Below are 18,063 nucleotides of genomic sequence, written 5' to 3'. Positions count from 1 at the left end.
CCCGCTCGGGAGAGGGGACCCGCCCTCGACCCTGAACCGATATGGCCAGACCCGATGCGCGAATCCGCAAGCCCTCAAAGGGGGGCGGGAGGGCGCGTCACAAAACGGACTGCCCCTCCCGGAACCCACCCCCGAGGACTCCCATGGACGGCCATTTCACCGGCTATGCCAGCGTCTTCGGCGTGCCCGATCTCGGCCGCGACGTGGTCGTGCCGGGCGCCTTCGCGGCGAGCCTCGCGCGCCAGGGGCCGGCCGGCGTGCGGCTGCTGTTCCAGCACGATCCCGCCGAGCCGATCGGCCGGTGGCTGTCCTTACGCGAGGATGCCCACGGCCTGTTTGCGGAAGGGCAGCTCAACCTCGCGGTGCAGCGCGCCCGGGAGGTCGACGCGCTGCTGCGCGGCGGCGGCCTCGACGGCCTGTCGATCGGCTTCCGCACGCTGCTGGCCCGGCGGGGCGCGGGCGGCGAGCGCCGGCTGCACCGGGTCGATCTCTGGGAGATCTCCCTGGTGACCTTCCCGCTCCAGCCGCAGGCCCGGGCGAGTCCCGGTGCGGATGCCCTCGCGGATGCCCTGGCCACGGAGATCCGCGGCCTGGCCCGCCGCATCGCCCCGAAGCCCGCACCGGCATCCACCCTGCGGCCCTGACTTCACCCCCTACTCAGAGGTTCCCGATGCACGCCGATACCCCGCTCGCGCCCGCCTTCGAGACCAAGGCCGCTCTCCCCGATCTGGAGAACAAGGCCGTCCGGCCCGAGGCGGCCCCGGTCCGCTCCGCCCTCGACGAGCTGTCGGCCGCCTTCGCGGCCTTCAAGGAGACCAACGATACCCGCATCGGACAGATCGAGGGCCGCCTCGGGCCCGATGGGCTCACCGAGGAGAAGCTCGCCCGGATCGACGCCGCCCTCGACGCAGCCCGCACCCGTCTCGACCGGATCCATCTGGAGCAGGCCCGGCCGCCGCTCGGCCAGCCGGGGCCGCGCCAGGATGCCGGCGCGCAGGAGCACAAGGCGGCCTTCGACCTCTACGTCCGGGCCGGGGAGAGCGCGGGTCTCAAGCGCCTGGAATCCAAGGCCCTCTCGACCGGCTCGGGGCCGGATGGCGGCTACCTCGTGCCGGGCACGATCGAGCGCACAGTGCTGACGCGCCTCGGTGAGATCTCGCCGATCCGCGCCATCGCCAGCGTGCAGCAGATCTCGGGAGCGCAGTACAAGCGTGCGGTGTCGGTGGGCGCCCCCGTGACCGGCTGGGCGGCCGAGACCGCCCCGCGCCCGCAGACCGACGCGCCGGTGCTCTCCGAGATCGCGTTCCCCGCCATGGAACTCTACGCGATGCCGGCCGCCACCCAGACCCTGCTGGACGACGCCGTGGTCGATCTCGACGCGTGGCTCTCGGCCGAGATCGAGACCGCCTTCGCCGAGCAGGAGGGCGTCGCCTTCGTGACCGGCAACGGCGTGAGCCGCCCGCAGGGTTTTCTGAGCTACAACACGGTCGCCAATGCCGCCTGGGTTCCGGGCAAGCTCGGGTTCGTGGCGACGGGCGCGGCCGGGGCCTTCCCGTCGGGCAACCCGGGGGACGTGCTGTTCGACCTGATCTACGGGTTGCGGGCGGGCTATCGCCAGAATGCCGGCTTCGTGATGAACCGGCGCACCCAGAGCACGATCCGGAAGTTCAAGGATTCCGAGGGCAACTACCTCTGGCAGCCGCCGCTCGCCGCTGGCCGGCCCGCGACCCTGGTCGGTTTCCCGGTGACGGAGGCCGAGGCGATGCCCGACCTCGCCAAGGACAGCCTGTCGGTCGCCTTCGGTGATTTCCGCCGGGGCTATCTCGTGGTGGACCGCACCGGGATGCGCGTGCTGCGCGACCCGTATTCCGCCAAGCCCTACGTGCTGTTCTACACCACCAAGCGCGTCGGCGGCGGCGTGCAGGATTTCGACGCGATCAAGCTGCTGAAGTTCGGTTGAGCAGTCTTTCCCCTCCCCCTTGCGGGGAGGGGCCAGGGGTGGTGCAGGCTTGAGCGACGCGGTGTCTCCTGCACCTCCTCCCCGCAGGGGGGAGGAGAGAAAGCGTCGGCCAGCGATGCGTGAGCATCGTGGCGTCGGCGAGAGATAGACAGCGTGCTGAATGTGCTCTCAGCGGCCCGCATTGCCGTCGCGCAGGGCGCCGGTCGGCTCCTGCACGTGGGCCTCGAGGAACCAGAGCTGCTTGTCGACCGCCCGGGAAATCTCCGTGAAGAGATCGGCCGTGTCGGGATCACCGGCCTCGTCGGTCTCGTCGATGTTCTCGCGGACCGCGTTGGCGTAGGCGGCGTAGCTGTCGATCAGCGCGGCGATGTGATCGGCGATCGCATAGATGCCGGTCGGGTAGGCCGGCAGCTTGGTGCGCTCGGCGACGGCCTGGGTCGAGCCGAAGGCCGTGGCGCCGAGCTGGACCGCGCGCTCGGCGACGCTGTCGTTGAACTCGTCGATCTCGGTGCGGAACCCATCAAGCATCTCGTGGACGCCGATGAACTGCGGGCCCTTCAGGTTCCAGTGCGCCTGCTTGATCGCCAGCGCCAGATCGATGCCGTCCGCCAGCCGGGCGTTAAGGGCCTCGATCGAGACCTTCTTGGCGTTCGAGTCGGTGTTGTTGCGGGTCTTGTGCGACCGGGGGGTGTTGCTGGTGCCGGTGTCGGCCATGGTTTCGCTCCGTGAGCTTAAGAGGTTCGAATTCGAAAGTGTCGATGCGGCCACAGGTTCCCCGGGCGCGACCGATCCGGGGAACGCCGCGTGTCTGCCAGCACATGGCACGCCTAGCTGTCGCGGTGCGATCAGGGCTTGCGCTAAATCCTTGTTTCGACGCACTTTCCGGCGGCTATTTGCGGCGGGTGCGCGCCGTCCAGACGGGCCGGTTGCCGCGCGGCAGCGCATCGCTCACCTGCATCTGAGACAGTTCGGCTGCGCGCGCCGAGATCCACCCGGCATGCTCGGCCACCGGGGTCACCGCGGTGAACCCGCCGCAGGCGGTCCGCCGGGTTCCCTGCTGCAGGGCCCCGCTCGACCAGCTCACCACGCCGACGATCCGGTAGCCGCCCGGGCCCCCGGTGAGGATCGGGCCCCCGGAATCGCCCAGGCACGCGCCGGCCCCCGAGGTCTCGGCCATGCGGCGCCGGTCGGTCACCACGGTCACCCGGTTGGCGACCTGCAGCGAGCCGATCGAGACGAGATGCGCCAATCGCAGGGTGCGGGCCGAACCGCGTCGGTTTTCGGCGACCACCCCGAAGCCCGCGATGTCGACCGGTTCGCCCGTGGTGATCGAGCCGGCGCCGCGCGGATCGAGGGGGGCGTAATCGGGGCCGAGGGGGCGTTCGAGCTTAAGCAGCGCCAGATCGACGCCGGGCTGCTCCTCCGGTGTCGTGCCGGGCACGAAATCGGGATGCATCGTCGTGGCGATCACCGATGTCCGGCGCTGGCGGAAGCCCCGGTCGACGCCGATCACCGTGTAGCCTGCCGGACGCATCACGCAATGGGCGGCGCTGAGGACGAGATCCGGGGCGATCAGCGTACCGGAGCAGATTTCGCCCTCCGTGCTCTCGATGCGCACGACGAAGCTGCGCGCCCCGTTCGGGTCGCGGGTGGTCACGCCGTTGATCACCGCGGAGGCGGGCGCGGGGAGGAGCCCGGCCAGCGCCCCGAGCAACGCCGCACCCAGCAGGCCGCCCCCGAAACGCCCGCGTGCACAATGCCCGCGGAAGCCGGTCTTGCGGATCGGGCGAGGGAACATCGGGCACTCCGGGGCGCGGTCGGCGCGGGTGGCACGCCCCAGACAGGCGGGCGACGTGGGGAAGCCTAGTGCAATGGAATGTCCTGGCCAAGCTGATGTTCCCTGCGGATCCGTTCCATCCAGGCCGGCGTCGCGAAGGTTTTTCAGGGGCTTCGCGCGGGGCGGCGTGCCGACGGGCCCGCGTCACACGATGTGTCCGCGACCGTCGTGACCCCCGCCTCGGGTCGCGGTCGGCACACGGAGCCGAGGCGATCCTTCGATTTCCCGGACAGAAGGGGCGGTTTTTGGCGAATGCCACCCGCTTGCGAAACGATACGGTAGCCCTACCGTGCTATGAACGAGGACACGCGCAACCCGCCTCGGTAAGGGCTGGTGCCATGTTTGACCGAAGGGCACGGGACGCTGCATGCACGTCGAGTATCTGCCACACGGGTCTCCCGGGAAGAATATCAGGATGTCTCAGCCATGAGCGACCTGATTGCAGCAGTGGGCCTGGGGATCCGAAACAATGATCGGCTTGCTGGTGATTGCCTTGGCTGGCGCGGTGATGGGGTGGTACTTCCGGGTTGGCTTTGTCATTATTGCCTGTTTGGTATTCCTCGTCGCTGATATTATCCGCATCATTCTGAAGTCGAGTTTCCAGTTTGCAGATATTTTGATCCTGCTTGCCTACATGTCGGCTCTGCAGGGTGGATTCATGCTCGGTGCTTATCTCAAGCATCGGCGCCGCGATTAGAATGCGCTTTGCCGAAGGGGATGCGGGTCCGACCTGAGAGCGCGTATCGGAGCAAAGCCTCGGGCCGCTCCCGATCGCCACGCGACGATCCTGCGCCGACAGGCACGTCGCGTTCTGCCATCCACGCCGGTGCCAACCGGAGATTGGTGAACACCGCAGGCCGCGGGGGCTACGCGTTTAACGCATTTGGGTTCGACATTGACGTTCGTGACGGAGCGCGACCGGCCCCCTCTCCCGAGCGGGAGAGGGTTGGGGTGTGGGACGAGAACGTTCAGGATCGAGCGCGCCATTACGATGCGTGCAGGTCGGGCCTCATTCGGACAAGTCTCATCCCTCACCCTGTCCCTCTCCCGCTCGGGAGAGGCGGCCTGCTCACCATCCTGCGGCCGAGCTGCCACGCACGAGGCGTGGATCCGAAAGCGCGCGGAGGAGGGAGCCGGTGCCGCATTCGGCCAAGTTGGCGTCACGGCCGCGAGGGGCTCGCAACGCAGCCGGGCGCGGCCGTGAGATGGCTCAGAGCCACCAGATCACAGTGCCGCGCAGATAAGAGGCCGCAGCCCAGAGGATAATCGCCGTCATCGAGAGCGTCAGGCCCCAGCCCAGGCGTTGTCGGTGGTTCAACATGCGTCGCGGATACCCCGGGGCCGGCTCGTCTTCGCGTGCGCAACCGCCCTTGTCGTGCCGTGCGACGAATCCCGCTTGGGATGGCCGCCCGGTCGACAAAAGATCTCGGCATCGCGCAGACCCGTTATTCCCGAGACCTGTCGCGAGACGGAGTCGGGCATTAACGCGTTCGGTTCAGTAACCGATCCGTATTCGGTCCAGCGGGGCCGTGGGCGATGCAGACTGCGCAGCGGGCGGGGCGTCCCGAGCGGCGTACTACTCGGTCCAGCGGGCGCTCCGGCCCCATCCGCCGAGCACCTGATCAATCCAGCCGCGTTGCGGTCCGACCAGGACGCCCTGGGTGAGGCCGCCGCAGGTACCGCCGATCCAGGCGGCGAGCGCCCGCACGGCGCCGTCCGGCCCGATGATCGGGCCGCCGGAATCGCCCTGGCAGGCCCCGCCGGCGCTGCCCTGGAGCCAGACCAGGATGCGGCTCGGCCCGTAGGGCTCGATCACCGGTAGATTCAGGCTGCGATAGGTGCCGGTGGAGCGTGGATCCCCGGGCTTGGCGGCGCCGTAGCCGCCGAGGGTCAGGTCTTCGCCCGCCCGTGGCAGCGCGGCGCTCAAGGCCACCGGCGCGAAGCGCGCCGGCAGCGGCGTCGCGGTGCGCAGGAGCGCGAGGTCGACGGACCGCCGCCGGGCCTTCGCGGCGCCCGCGTCGTAGCCCGGATGCAGCGCCCGCGCCGCCACCTCGACCAGCACAGGCGCGCCGGACGCGTCGCGGAAATGCACGCGGTGCTGCGGGGCGTCGGCGAGGCAATGGCCGGCGGTGAGCACCGTGTCGGGAGCGAGCACCACGCCGGTGCAGACGCCGCCCTTCGAGGACAGGACCATCACGGCCCCGCCAAGCGCCGTCTCGGCCCCGCCCACGATGGCGCGCGCGGAGCCGCCTGCCAGCGACAGAGCGACCGCGAGGGCGGCGAGAGCCGCCGGGCGGCGCTTCGAGACCCGCATCGGATTACCGCTCAAGAGGGACGCACCATGATCCCGTTACGCATCGATGCCGCCGCCGTCGAGCCGGTGAGCGTTGCGGAGCTGCGCGCCTACCTGCGCTTCGACTCCGACGACGCGGGCGCCGAGGACGCGTTGCTCCAGGCCCTGATCGTGGCGGTGCGCGCCAGTCTGGAGATCGAGACGCGCCGGATCCTGGTGCCGGGCCGCTACCGGATCGCACTCGCCGCCTGGCCGCCGGACGGGCAGGTGCCGCTGCCGCTGAGCCCGCTGGTGTCCGTCCTCCGCGCCGGGCTCGCGGGGGTAGGGGGCGTGACCGACCTCGCCGAAGGGCTGGTGCGTCCGGGCCCCGACCCGATCGAGGCGCCGGGCCTGCTGATCGATCCGGCGGTCCCGGACCCCGCCGGGCGCACGATCCTGATCGAGGTGGCGGCCGGGTTCGGCGGCGACGGGCCGCCCCTGCCGGCGCCCCTGCGGCTCGCGATCCTGCGTCTGGCTGCCGCCCGCTACGAGCACCGGGGCGACGAGGCGGACGGCCTCCGGACCGACGCCGCCGACCTCGCCGCGCCCTTCCGCCGGATGCGCCTGTGATGGCCGGCACCGGAGACCGCGCGATGGCGAGCCTGCCCCGACACCCGCCGCTCGGCACCCGTCGGCGGCGCTTCGTGCTGGAACGTCCGTTGGAGGTGCCGGACGGGTTCGGCGGCGTGCTGCGCCGCTACGTGGCCGGCCCGGTCCTGTGGGGCGCCCTGGCGCCGTCCGGGGTGGTCGACCGGCCCGAGGGCGGCCGGACCGACACGCTCCCCGCCTACCGCATCACCCTGCGGGGCCGGGCCGACCTCGATCCGACCATGCGGCTCGCCGCCGGCCCCCGCCGCTTCGCGATCCGCGCGGTGACCGAGCCCGACGGGCGGGGCCGCGACTGCATCTGCCACGTCGAGGAGCTGCCGCGGGAGAACCTGTCGTGACCGATCCGAGCCCGCTCCTGGCCTTGCGCGCCGGCCTGATCGCACGCCTCACCCCGGATGCCGCCCTCGCGGCTCTGCTGGGCGGCCGTGTCCGGCTCTACGACGAGCCGCCCCGGGGCGTGCTCCCGGTCTACGCCCTGTTCGGCGATTCCGAGATCCAGGACGATTCCGTCGACGGCGCCGAGCGTCACCGCCACAGCCACGAGATCGTGGTGATCGCCCGGCCGGGCTCGGTGCGCACCGCGCTGGACGCCGCCGAGCGCATGGCGGCGCTCCTCGCCGATACGGCCATGCCGCTCGCCGGCTGCCGGCTCGTCACCCTGCGGGTGCGCGCCATCAAGGCCCACCGCGACACCCGGACCGGCGAGGCGCGGGCGAGCCTCACCGTCGAGGCCGTCACCGAGACCCTTTGATCCCGACGGCCGTCGGCAAGCGCGAATGCGCGTCGCCGCCAATGCGGCGGTTCGTCCAGGAGGCGTCAGCCTCATGGGCCACTGTGATGACGAGGAGGCAACCGATGGGCGCGCAGAAGGGCAAGGACCTGCTGATCCGGGCCGGCGATGGCGCGGGCGGCTTCGTGGCGGTGGCGGGCCTGCGCAGCCGCCAGATCACCCTGAACGCCGAGACCGTGGACGTCACCAACGCCGACTCCGCCGGGCGCTGGCGCGAATTGCTCGCCGGGGCCGGTGTGCGCCGGGCCGCGATCGCAGGCTCGGGCGTGTTCCGCGACCAGGCCTCGGACGCGCGGCTGCGCCTGATCTTCTTCGAGGGGGTGATCGAGACCTTCCAGGTCGTGGTGCCGGGCTTCGGGATCCTGGAGGGCCCGTTCCAGATCGCGAGCCTGGAATACCGCGGCGACCACGCCGGCGAGGTGACCTTCGACATGAGCCTCGATTCGGCGGGCGCGCTCGCCTTCGCGGCGGCGTGAGCCCGTGGGGCGTTCCATGGCGAACCGGATCCGCGGCGCGGTGCCGCTCGACCTCGGCGGCCGGCGCTACACCCTCTGCCTCACCCTCGGGGCGCTGGCCGAGCTGGAGGATCTGCTCGGGGCCGGCGATCTCACGGGCCTCGCCGCCCGCTTCACGGCTGGCCGCCTCTCGGCGCGCGACCTGATCGCCCTGCTGGGGGTCGCCCTGCGGGGCGGCGGCCACGACCTCGACGACGCGGCGGTCGCCCAGCTGCCCCTGGCCGGCGGGCTCGAGGCCGTCACGACGGCCCTCGAAGCCGTCCTCGCCGCGGCGTTCGGGGAGGCGCCGGGGCCTGCAAACCCGCCTCAGGGCCCCCTCTCCCGTGCGGGCTGTGAAGTTCACACATCGCTGGCCGAAACGCGCTCTCCTCCCCCTTGTGGGGAGGAGTTGGAGGCGGGGGTGGGGCAGGAGGCACCGTCACGCTCGATCCTGAACCACCCCCACCCCTGGTCCCTCCCCGCAGGCTCGAGCGATCCCGGGCAGGCCCGGGATCGCCAGGGGAGGGGAAACGCGCTTGGTTCTCAAGCCTTTGGCATCCAGCAGAGACGTGTGAACGCGCAAGCCCGTGCGGGAGAGGGTCGGGGCGAGGGACGAGAACCCGCAGATTTGATCGATCCGTCGACGCGTGACGCGTGCACGCCGCCTTCGGAATCCGCGTATCCCTCACCCTGTCCCTCTCCCGCACGGGAGAGGGGACCCGCGCCGTGTTCGAGGCGGTTGGCACCCCCTTCGGCGGAGAGCGCTCAAGGATCGGAGCCGGATGCGTCGGTTCCGACCCGCCTGCCAAACGCCTTCCCCTGGGAGGACGCCCTGGCCGTCGGCCTCGGCGTGCTGGGTTGGCGTCCCGGTGACTTCTGGTCGGCGACCCCACGGGAGTTCGCCGCCGCCCTCGGCCCGCGCGCCCAACCGGAGGCGCTCACCCGGGCGGGCTTCGAGGATCTGCTCGCCGCCTATCCCGACCGGACCTGAGACGGGGCTGACCGATGGCCGACACCGACGCCGACACGCAGGGTTCCGCCCGGGCCGAGCGGCTGCAAAACCTCGACCGACTGGCCCAGAATTTCGGCCGCAGCCTCGACACGGCGCTGACCCGCGGCGCCGCCTCCGGGCGGAGCCTCGACGGCGTGCTCGGCATGATCGGCACGCGGCTCGCCGGCGCGGCGACCCGGGCGGCGGGGGGCGCGATCCAGTCCGGGGTCACCGGCCTCATCAATTCCGTGCTGGGCGCCGGCTCAGAGCCCGGCTTCGCCCGGGGCGGTGTGTTCCGGGCTGGGCGGGTCCAGCCCTTCGCGGCCGGCGGGGTGGTGGCGGCGCCGACCTATTTCCCCATGGCGGGCGGCACCGGCCTCATGGGCGAGGCCGGGCCGGAGGCGATCCTGCCGCTGGCCCGCGGCGCGGACGGGCGCCTGGGCGTCGCAGGGGGCGGGGCCTCGGCGCGGCCGGTCTCGGTGACGGTCAACATCGCCACGCCCGACCCGGGGGCGTTCCGCCGGTCCGAGGCGCAGGTCACGGCGAGCCTCGCCCGCGCGGTGGCGCGCGGCCAGCGGGCGACGTGAGACGCCGAAGAGCCGTCCATCGCCAACCCTCCCTCGCCAACCCTCGGGACCGCCATGGCCGACAATTTCCACGAGGTGCTGTTTCCCCTCGACATGTCGCTGCGCGCGAGCGGCGGCCCGCAGCGGCTGACCGAGATCGTCACCTTGGCCTCCGGCCGGGAGCACCGGAACGGCCGCTGGGCGGATTCCCGCCGCCGCTACGATGCCGGCTTCGGGCTGCGCGGGCTCGACGCGCTCCACGCCGTCCTCGCCTTCTTCGAGGAGCGGCGGGGCCGCCTCTACGGCTTCCGCTTCAGCGACCGGGTCGATGGCCGCTCCGGGCCGCCGGGCCGGGCGATCGGCCCCCTCGACCAGCCGCTCGGCACCGGCGACGGCACCACCGCGAGCTTTTCGCTGGTGAAGACCTACGGGACCGGCTTCGCCCCCTATCGCCGCCGGATCGCCAAGCCGGTGGCCGGAAGCGTCCGGGTCGCGGTGTCCGGCCAGGAGGTCGGGCCCGAGGGCTTCGCGTGCGACCCGACGACCGGCCGCGTCACCTTCACGCCCGGCCATGTCCCGGCGCCCGGAGCCGCCGTCACCGCGGGCTTCGCCTTCGACGTGCCGGTCCGCTTCGACACCGACGAACTCACCATTGATCTCGCGGCCTTCACGGCCGGGGAGATCCCGCGGGTGCCGCTCGTCGAGATCGTGCCCTGAGGGAGGATCCATGCGCGACATCCCGGAGGCCTTCGCGGCCCATCTCGCGGGGGGCGTGACCACCCTGTGCCGCTGCTGGTCCCTGCGGCGGCGGGACGGCCTCGCCCTCGGCTTCACCGACCACGACCGCGACCTGACCTTTGCCGGCCTCGTCCACCTCGCCCGGACCGGCCTCGACGCCGCCGAGGCCAGCGCGGAATCCGGTTTCGCGGTCTCGGGGGGCGACGTGGCCGGGGCGCTCAGCAGCCTCGGCCTGACCGAGGCCGACATCGCCGGCGGCCTCTACGACGGCGCCGCGGTCGAGACCTGGCTGGTGGACTGGGCCAATCCCGAGACCCGCCTGCTCCTCGACCTCGCCACGATCGGCGAGGTGCGCCGGGAGGGCGATGCCTTCGTGGCGGAGCTGCGCGGCCTCGCACACCGGCTGGATGCGGAGCGTGGCCGGACCTATCGCGCCACCTGCGGGGCCGATCTCGGGGACGGGCGCTGCAGGGTCGATCTGGCGGCGTGGCGGACCACCGGCAACGTCGTCGGCGTCCCCGAACCCGCGACCCTCACGGCGACTCTGGCGGGGGACTTTTCCGAAGGCCTGTTCACCGGCGGCCGTCTCGCCTGGACCGAAGGCGCCAATGCCGGGCTCGCCGCGGATGTGCGCCTGCAGCTCGGCGGCCTGATCGAGCTCTGGACCGCGCCGGCCCGGCCAGTCGCCGCCGGGGACCGGTTCACGCTGACCGCAGGCTGCGACAAGCGCCTCGCCACCTGCCGGGACCGCTTCGCCAACGCGATCAACTTCCAGGGCTTTCCGCACATGCCCGGCAACGACGCGGTGATGCGCGCGGTGCCGGGCTCGGATCCCATCCTCGACGGCGGGAGCCTGTACCGATGAGCGCGATGCGGCGGGAGATCGGTGCGGCTGCTTTGGGCGAGGCGCGGCTGTGGCTCGGCACGCCCTACCGTCATCAGGCCTCGCTGCGCGGAATCGGCTGCGACTGCCTCGGGCTGCTGCGCGGGGTCTGGCGCGGGCTCTACGGCGCCGAGCCCGAGGCGGTGCCGCCCTATTCGGGCACCTGGGCGGTATCGGCTGCCCCCGGCACCGATCCGCTGACCGAGGCGGCCCTCCGCCACCTCGTGCCGGTGCCGGCGGCAGAGGCTGTGCCGCGGGCAGGCGACGTGTTGCTCTTCGCCTTCCGCCGCCACCTCCCGGCCTGCCACTGCGCCATCGCCACCGGTGACGGCGCCATGATCCACGCCCATGACGGCGCGGTCGTCACCGAGGTGGCGCTTACCGGATGGTGGCGGCGGCACATGACCGGGGCGTTCCGGTTTCCGGACGGCAGGTCAGGCCCGATCTACGAAGATCCGGTTGCGACGGTGAGCTTGACGCCTAAGACGTCCATGACCTTGCGGACGGTCTCGTAGCGAAGCTTCGAGCCGGGCGTCAGGGCCTTGTAGAGGCTTTCCCGGCCCAGACCCGCCTCCCGGGCGATCTGCGACATGCCGCGGGCTTTGGCGACATCGCCGAGGGCGGCGATGAACAGTTCGGGATCGGGATCATCGAGGGCGGCGGCGAGGTACTCGGCGATGGCCGCCTCGCTGTCGAGGAACTCCGAAGCGTCAAAGGCACTGAGACGCATCAGGCGCTCCCATCAAGCTTGGCGGCCATGTCTCTGGCCCGCTGAATGTCCCGGTTTTGACTCGACTTGTCTCCGCCGCAGAGCAGCAGATACGTCACCGCGCCGCGGCGGACATGAGAGACACGGTATCCGGGGCCATACGGGATCCGCATCTCGAAAATGCCCGCGCCCACCGGTTTCGCATCACCGAGGTGACCCAGCCCGGCGGCACGGATCCGCGCCGCGACGCGAGCCTTGGCGCGATGATCCCGCAGGCCGGCGAGCCAGGCCCGGAACGTGTCGGACAGCAGGATCGTCGTCACGCAGAGAACGTATCTGCTCGGATACGTCGCGGCGAGGCGATGTTGGCGGCGGTGCGGTCTCGAACCGGCACCGTCACGCCGCCCGCACCGTCGCCAGGAAACGCACGACCTCGCCGCGCAACGCCGCGAACTGCCGGGCGAGTTCGTCCGCCGAACCGAGCACCTGGCCGGATGCGGTCTCGGTCTCCCCGGCGGCCGCGGCGACGCCCGTGATGGTCCGGGTCACGGCGTCGGTGCCCGCGGCGGCCTGCGCCACGCTCTGGACGATCTCCCGGCTCGCCGCACCCTGCTGGGTGATCGCCGTGGCCATCGCGGCGGTGACGGCCCCGACCGCGCGGATCCGCTCGCCGATCGTGGTGATCGACAGCACCGCCGCCTCGGTCGAGCTCCGGAGCAATCCGATGCGCTGGCCGATCGTCTCGGTCGCCCGGGCGGTCTGGGCGGCGAGATCCTTGACCTCGCCCGCCACGACGGCGAAGCCGCGGCCGGCCTCGCCGGCGCGGGCCGCCTCGATCGTGGCGTTCAGCGCCAGCAGGTTGGTCTGACCGGCGATCTGCGCGATCAGATGCACGACGTCCGCGATCTCCGTCACCGCCGCGCTGAGGGCGCCGACCTGGCCGGTGCTCTGCTCGGCCTCGGTCACGGCTGCCTGGGTCAAGCGCGCCGATTCGTCCGCCCGGCGGCCGATCTCGGCGGCCGAGACCCCGAGCTGCTCGGCCGCGACCGCTGCGGTGTTCACGGTCCGGGCGGTTTCCTCGGCTGCGCCCGCCACCGTCGTGGACTGCTCGGCCGTGCCGCGGGCGGTGACGCTCATCGCCGATGCGGTCGCCCGCAGCGCGGCTGCGGCGTCGGAGACCGTCCCGACGATCCCGCCGACCGTCGCCTCGAACGTGTCCGCCAGGTCCGTCATGGCGCGCTGCCGTTCCCTCGCAACCGTCGCGTCCGCCACGCGTCGGCTCTCGGCCTCTGCGGCAGTGCGCTGGGCCACGAGGGCGCGGATGCGATCGACGGCGTGCGCGACCGCGCCGATCTCGTCGCGCCGCCGATCTCCGGCGATCCGTGCCTCGGCATCCCCCGCGGCCATCCGCTCCAGGCTCGCGACGAGACGGCCGAGCGGGCGCCCGATGCCGAAGATGCCGACTGCGACGGCGGTGACGAGCCCGGCGAGCAGGCCGAGCCCGGTATACGTCCAGAGGTCGCGGCGCATCCTCTCGATCTGCCCGGCAAGATCCTGCGCGCCGGCCGCCATGCGGTCGCTGATGCCCTCGCTGAGCGCACCGGTGCTTCGACCCAGGTCGGCGACGATGGGATCGATCTTCTGGTGCATCAGGGCGAGGGCGTCGGCGTTGAGGTTGGCTTCGCCGAGGATGCGCGCCTCCGACACGTCCGAGATGTAGCTTTCCACGCGGCCCCGCAGTGTGTCGACCTGATCCCTGAATTCGGGCGCCTCCGCGATCAAGGCCGCGAAGGTCTCCCGGAGCCCGATCACCGCGGTGTCGAATTCCTGGCTCGCCTGCTGGATCCGTTCGGCCTCGGTCTCGGCGATGACGCGGTAGATCGCGTAATTCGTCTGATGGAACAGGCGGATGATCTGCCGCGCGCCCTCGGCCATCTTCGCGTCGTGGTCGATGAAGCGTGTGTACTGCTGGCCGATCGCCTCCATGCGCCCGGTCTCGTGCCAGATGCAGCCGCCGATGATCGCCCCGATAACGAGGACGATCAGGACGATCTTGTGAATTATCTTCGGCTTGATCCCGAACTTTTTGATCATCGTTCTGCGGCTTTCAGTATCTTTGCGGTTGAGGCGTTGTCGTTCGGGGCAGCGTTGCGACCCATCATCGGTTAAATCGGCTCGTCTGACCTTTGAGTCGGTTACGACCCTCTTCGCTTATCGACGCAAAGTCTATTCCGTTCGGAGTCCTGCCATGGCCACCCTGATCCTGTCCTCGGCCGGGGCGGCGGTGGGCACGGCCCTCGGCGGTCCGATCGGCGCCGTCGTCGGGCGCACCCTGGGCGCCGTCGCGGGCGCCGGGCTGGACGGCGCGTTGTCCGGCTCGGGGCCGCACACCCGCTTCGTCGCGGGGCCGCGGCTTGCCGATGTCGCCGGGCTCACCTCCACGGAGGGCGATCCGATCCCGCGGGTCTATGGACGCGCCCGGATCGGCGGCAGCCTGATCTGGGCGACGCGCCCGCTCGAAGTCGCCAACACCACGGTGCAGCGCGCCGCCACGCCCGCCAAAGGCATGAGCGGGCAGAAGACCGTCACCACGCGCTACAGCTATTTCGCCAACCTCGCGGTCGGGCTGTGCGAGGGGGAGATCGCCTGCATCCGCCGGATCTGGGCGGACGGCCGGGAGATCGATCAGGTCGGCCTCACCATCCGGGTCCACACCGGCGGGCCGGACCAGGAGCCCGATCCGCTGATCGTCGCCAAGGAGGGTGCGGAAACCACGCCCGCCTATCGTGGCCTCGCCTACGTCGTGTTTGAGGGTCTGCCGCTCGCCGATTTCGGCAACCGCATCCCGCAATTCGCCTTCGAGGTGATCCGCCCCATCAACGGGCTTTATGGCCGGATCCGCGCCGTCGAGATGATCCCCGGCGCCAGCGAGTTCGGGCTCGACCCGGACCTCGTCACCGTGGATCTCGGCCTCGGCCGGACCGAGGCCGCCAACCGGCACCAGCTCCAGCGCGCCACCGACGTCCTCGCCTCGCTCGACGCACTCCAGGCGCTCTGCCCCAACCTGCGGCGGGTCGCCGTGGTGGCGACGTGGTTCGGCACCGATCTGCGGGCCGGTTCCTGCCGGGTGGTGCCGAAGGTCGAGGCGCGGCACAAGCAGGCCCTGCCGGCCGATTGGCGCGTCGCCGGGATCACCCGCGCGGACGCCGAGGTGGTCTCGATCCTGCCGGACGGCAATCCGGCCTATGGCGGGACCCCGAGCGATGACGGCCTGACCCGGCTGGTCGCCGAGCTGGTCCGCCGCGGGCTGGAGGTGCTGCTCTATCCCTTCGTGATGATGGACGTGCCGGCCGGCAACGGGCTGCCCGATCCGCGTGTGCCCGGAGCGACGCAGCCGCCCTTTCCCTGGCGGGGCCGCATCACCTGCGATCCGGCCCCCGGCCTCCCGGGGAGTCCGGACGGGACGTCGGTTGCCGACGCGCAGGTCGCGGCCTTCTTCGCCAACGGCTACGACGCGGAGATCCTGCACTACGCCGATCTCGCGGCCCGCTGGGCCCAAGCCGGCGTGCCGATCGCGGGCTTCGTGATCGGCAGCGAGTATGTCGGGCTGACCCGGGTGCGGGGTGCCGCCGGCTACCCGGCCGTGCAGGCCTTCCGGGCGATCGCGGCTGCCGTGCGGGCACGCCTGGGCCCCGGCGTTGCCCTGGTCTACGGCGCGGACTGGACCGAGTACGGCGCTCATGTCCTCGACGGGGGCGCAACGATCCGCTTCCCCCTCGACGACCTGTTCGCCGACCCGAACATCGCGGCGGTGGGGATCGACTGGTACGCCCCGGTCTCCGACTGGCGCGATACGCCGGACCACGCCGACCTCGCAGCTGCGGGCGACATCTACGACCGCGCCTACCTCATGGAGCGCGGCGGCTCCGGCGAAGCCTTCGACTGGTACTACCCCGACGGAGCGGCCCGCGCCGCCCAGGACCGCGTTCCGATCACCGACGGCGCTATCGGCAAGGCCTGGATCTACCGGGTCAAGGACCTCGTGGCGTGGTGGTCGAACCCGCATGTCGAGCGCGACGGCGGCGTCGAGACCCGGGCGACCGCGTGGGTGCCGATGGGAAAGCCGATCTGGCTTACCGAACTCGGCGTCCCGGCGGTCGACAAGGGCACGAACGGGCCCAACGTCTTCCCCGATCCGAAATCGGTCGAGAATGCTTTCCCGCCGGAATCCCGGGCGCTTCGCGACGAGCTGATCCAGCTCCGCGGCCTGGAGGCGGCGATCGCCCGGTTCGACCCGGCGGTGCCGGGCTTCCGGGAGGCCGACAACCCGGTCTCGCCGGTCTATGGCGGGCGGATGGTCGATCCGGCCGGGATCTTCATCTGGGCCTGGGACGCGCGGCCCTATCCGGCCTTCCCGACCGTGCGCGGGGTCTGGGCCGATATCGGTAATTGGCGGGTCGGCCACTGGATCACCGGGCGGATCGAGGGCTGCGACCTCGACCTGCTTGTCCTGAGAATCCTGGCCGATTTCGGCTTCGACGCCCCGGTCGCGATCGAGGCGGCGGCCTATCTCGACGGCTACGTGCTCGACCGGCCGCTCTCGGCGCGGGGCGCCCTGGAAACCCTGGCACAAGTCTACGGGCTCGACGTCTCGGCGGTGGCGGGCCGGTTGCACCTGCGCGGGCCGCGCCGGGACCGGCCATTGGTGCTGGACGAGGCCGACCTGGTCCGGCTCTCCGAGGAGAAGCCGGTGCTCCGTCAGGTCCGGGCTGAGGAGAGCGCCCTGCCGCGCTCGATCGCGCTCGGCCTCACCGAATCCGAGAGCCCGGATTACCGCCGCGCCACGGCGGCGGCCGTCCGGCCCGTGGGCGAGCGGCGGCACGAGACCCGGATCGAGGCCGCGATCGTCACCCGGCGCGAGACCGGCGACGGCCTCGCCGAGGCCATGCTCGACCGGATCATCGCGGCCCGCGACAGCGCGGTCTTCACGCTGAGCCCGCGCCGGGTCGAGCTGGAGCCCGGCGACCTCCTGGCGGTTCCGGCGGACGTGCCGGGCGGCACGGTGCTGCGCAAGATCGACCGGATCGACGACGCCCCCACCGGACGACGGATCGAGGCGAGCGGCGTCCCGCCCCGGGCGGGGCCGGGGCGCGGCCTGCCGCGCAGCATGGCGCTGACCGGAGTGGCGCCCCCGTCCTTCCCGGGGCCGCCGTTGGCTCTGGCCCTCGACCTGCCGGTGGATCGGGGCAACCCCACGATCCTGCAATACCTCGCGGTGGCGGCCGAGCCCTGGCCCGGGGCGGCCGCGATCTGGCGGGCGGAGGGAGCCGGGCCGCTCGCGCTCCAGGGGCTCGTCGATTACCCCGCCTGCCTGGGCCGGACCCTGTCGGCGCTGCCCGCCGGACCGCTCTGGCGGATCGACCGGCACCGGCACCTCGACGTCACCCTGCGGCGGGGCGGGGCGCTCGCGTCGATCGGCGAGCAGGCGATGCTGGCCGGCGGCAACCTGTTCGCGCTGATCGGACCGGACGGTGCCGTGGAACTGCTCGGCGCGGCGCTGGCCGTGCTGACCGGGGCCGATACATACCGGCTCTCGGGGCTCCTGCGCGGGCTCGCGGGCAGCGAGGACGCCGCCGGCCGGACGTCGCCTGCCGGCAGCCTGATCGTGCGCCTCGACGACGGCGCGGTGGTGCCGCTGGTCGACTGGCTCGACGCGGTCGGCCGCGCGTTCCGCTACCGGATCGGGCCGGCGGGGCGCGATCCGGGCGACCCGGCCTTCACGGAGCTGACTGCGACCGCCGGGCTCGGCGCCCTGCGGCCTTTGCGGCCGGTCCACCTGCGGGCACGCCGCACGCCGCAGGGCGTGCTGCTCTCGTGGATCCGGCGGGGACGCCGCGACGGCGATGCCTGGGAGCCCGCCGAGATCCCCCTGGACGATCCGGAGGCCTACGCGGTGACGCTGTTCGCGGGCAGCGGTGCGGCCCTGCGCACGCTCCGGACCGACGCTCAGCAGCTCCTCTACGCCGACGAGACGGCCGATCTTGGCGGCCCGCAGCGGAGCCTCGACATGGCCGTCGTGCAGATCGGTGCCGTCGCCGGTCCCGGTCCCGCCTGCCGGGCCCGCATCCCCGTCCGTTCGGCCTGACCCCAGGGA

General features: G+C 72.1%; 19 protein-coding genes and 1 pseudogene. 14 read left to right on the top strand and 6 right to left on the bottom strand.

Annotation, left to right across the window (positions count from 1 at the left end; genetic code table 11):
- Positions 1–143: 143 nt before the first annotated feature.
- On the top strand, positions 144–644 hold the full coding sequence (locus OXS27_RS11120; RefSeq protein WP_267356244.1) for an HK97 family phage prohead protease: 501 nt from the start codon (positions 144–146) through the stop codon (positions 642–644).
- A 26-nt stretch (positions 645–670) separates the two neighbouring features.
- Complete coding sequence (locus OXS27_RS11115) at positions 671–1,960, top strand: phage major capsid protein (protein ID WP_267356242.1); 1,290 nt, start codon at positions 671–673, stop codon at positions 1,958–1,960.
- Between the two features lie 168 nt (positions 1,961–2,128).
- On the opposite strand, the gene dps is transcribed toward OXS27_RS11115, so the two are convergent.
- Together dps and OXS27_RS11105 are read right to left on the bottom strand one after the other, a co-directional pair.
- On the bottom strand, positions 2,129–2,674 hold the full coding sequence (dps, locus tag OXS27_RS11110; RefSeq protein ID WP_243924120.1) for a DNA starvation/stationary phase protection protein Dps: 546 nt from the start codon (positions 2,672–2,674) through the stop codon (positions 2,129–2,131).
- Between the two features lie 175 nt (positions 2,675–2,849).
- A complete protein-coding gene (locus tag OXS27_RS11105) occupies positions 2,850–3,758 on the bottom strand; it encodes a trypsin-like serine protease (RefSeq protein WP_267356240.1) in 909 nt (302 codons plus the stop codon).
- Positions 3,759–4,266: 508 nt separating this feature from the next.
- Here OXS27_RS11105 and OXS27_RS11100 point away from each other — a divergent pair.
- On the top strand, positions 4,267–4,494 hold the full coding sequence (locus OXS27_RS11100) for a hypothetical protein (protein WP_243924124.1): 228 nt from the start codon (positions 4,267–4,269) through the stop codon (positions 4,492–4,494).
- Positions 4,495–5,373: 879 nt separating this feature from the next.
- On the opposite strand, the gene OXS27_RS11095 is transcribed toward OXS27_RS11100, so the two are convergent.
- On the bottom strand, positions 5,374–6,111 hold the full coding sequence (locus OXS27_RS11095; protein ID WP_267356342.1) for a trypsin-like serine protease: 738 nt from the start codon (positions 6,109–6,111) through the stop codon (positions 5,374–5,376).
- 27 nt (positions 6,112–6,138) lie between these two features.
- Here OXS27_RS11095 and OXS27_RS11090 point away from each other — a divergent pair, with 27 nt between their 5' ends.
- The 10 genes and pseudogenes from OXS27_RS11090 (at position 6,139) to OXS27_RS11045 (ending at position 11,715) form a co-directional block, all read left to right on the top strand.
- The gene (locus OXS27_RS11090) at positions 6,139–6,699 is read left to right on the top strand and encodes a hypothetical protein (protein WP_267356238.1); all 561 of its coding nucleotides are present in this window, start codon (positions 6,139–6,141) and stop codon (positions 6,697–6,699) included.
- A gap of 23 nt (positions 6,700–6,722) precedes the next feature.
- Positions 6,723–7,076 carry a head-tail adaptor protein gene (locus tag OXS27_RS11085; RefSeq protein WP_267356341.1) on the top strand — a complete coding sequence of 118 codons (354 nt, stop codon included), beginning with the start codon at positions 6,723–6,725 and terminating at the stop codon, positions 7,074–7,076.
- Positions 7,073–7,489, top strand: coding sequence for a DUF3168 domain-containing protein (locus tag OXS27_RS11080; RefSeq protein WP_267356236.1), 417 nt, complete (start codon positions 7,073–7,075; stop codon positions 7,487–7,489). The genes OXS27_RS11085 and OXS27_RS11080 overlap by 4 nt, the downstream gene beginning before the upstream one ends.
- A gap of 104 nt (positions 7,490–7,593) precedes the next feature.
- A complete protein-coding gene (locus OXS27_RS11075) occupies positions 7,594–8,004 on the top strand; it encodes a phage major tail protein, TP901-1 family (protein WP_243924129.1) in 411 nt (136 codons plus the stop codon).
- Positions 8,005–8,020: 16 nt separating this feature from the next.
- A pseudogene (locus OXS27_RS11070) lies at positions 8,021–8,347 on the top strand (gene transfer agent family protein); the annotation flags it as partial.
- 96 nt (positions 8,348–8,443) lie between these two features.
- Positions 8,444–9,013, top strand: a complete 570-nt coding sequence (locus OXS27_RS11065) for a phage tail assembly chaperone (protein ID WP_267356340.1) — start codon at positions 8,444–8,446, stop codon at positions 9,011–9,013.
- A 14-nt stretch (positions 9,014–9,027) separates the two neighbouring features.
- Complete coding sequence (locus tag OXS27_RS11060; RefSeq protein ID WP_267356234.1) at positions 9,028–9,600, top strand: phage tail tape measure protein; 573 nt, start codon at positions 9,028–9,030, stop codon at positions 9,598–9,600.
- 54 nt (positions 9,601–9,654) lie between these two features.
- Positions 9,655–10,296, top strand: coding sequence for a DUF2460 domain-containing protein (locus OXS27_RS11055; RefSeq protein ID WP_267356233.1), 642 nt, complete (start codon positions 9,655–9,657; stop codon positions 10,294–10,296).
- A gap of 10 nt (positions 10,297–10,306) precedes the next feature.
- On the top strand, positions 10,307–11,182 hold the full coding sequence (locus OXS27_RS11050) for a DUF2163 domain-containing protein (protein ID WP_267356231.1): 876 nt from the start codon (positions 10,307–10,309) through the stop codon (positions 11,180–11,182).
- The gene (locus OXS27_RS11045; protein ID WP_267356229.1) at positions 11,179–11,715 is read left to right on the top strand and encodes an NlpC/P60 family protein; all 537 of its coding nucleotides are present in this window, start codon (positions 11,179–11,181) and stop codon (positions 11,713–11,715) included. Before OXS27_RS11050 ends, OXS27_RS11045 begins: the two co-directional genes overlap by 4 nt.
- Here OXS27_RS11045 and OXS27_RS11040 read toward each other — a convergent pair.
- The 3 genes from OXS27_RS11040 to OXS27_RS11030 form a co-directional block, all read right to left on the bottom strand.
- On the bottom strand, positions 11,646–11,930 hold the full coding sequence (locus OXS27_RS11040) for an addiction module antidote protein (RefSeq protein ID WP_267356227.1): 285 nt from the start codon (positions 11,928–11,930) through the stop codon (positions 11,646–11,648). The genes OXS27_RS11045 and OXS27_RS11040 overlap by 70 nt on opposite strands.
- Positions 11,930–12,232 carry a type II toxin-antitoxin system RelE/ParE family toxin gene (locus OXS27_RS11035; protein WP_267356225.1) on the bottom strand — a complete coding sequence of 101 codons (303 nt, stop codon included), beginning with the start codon at positions 12,230–12,232 and terminating at the stop codon, positions 11,930–11,932. Before OXS27_RS11035 ends, OXS27_RS11040 begins: the two co-directional genes overlap by 1 nt.
- Positions 12,233–12,305: 73 nt before the next feature.
- Positions 12,306–14,003, bottom strand: coding sequence for a HAMP domain-containing methyl-accepting chemotaxis protein (locus tag OXS27_RS11030; RefSeq protein WP_267356223.1), 1,698 nt, complete (start codon positions 14,001–14,003; stop codon positions 12,306–12,308).
- Between the two features lie 154 nt (positions 14,004–14,157).
- Here OXS27_RS11030 and OXS27_RS11025 point away from each other — a divergent pair, with 154 nt between their 5' ends.
- Positions 14,158–18,054 (top strand): glycoside hydrolase/phage tail family protein, encoded by a 3,897-nt coding sequence (locus tag OXS27_RS11025; protein ID WP_267356221.1) that lies wholly within the window; start codon positions 14,158–14,160, stop codon positions 18,052–18,054.
- Positions 18,055–18,063 lie beyond the last annotated feature (9 nt).

Source organism: Methylobacterium sp. GC_Met_3 (assembly GCF_026540775.1).
Classification (GTDB): domain Bacteria; phylum Pseudomonadota; class Alphaproteobacteria; order Rhizobiales; family Beijerinckiaceae; genus Methylobacterium.
Note: the sequence above shows the minus strand (reverse complement) of the source record. Positions and strands in the feature narration are given on the sequence as shown.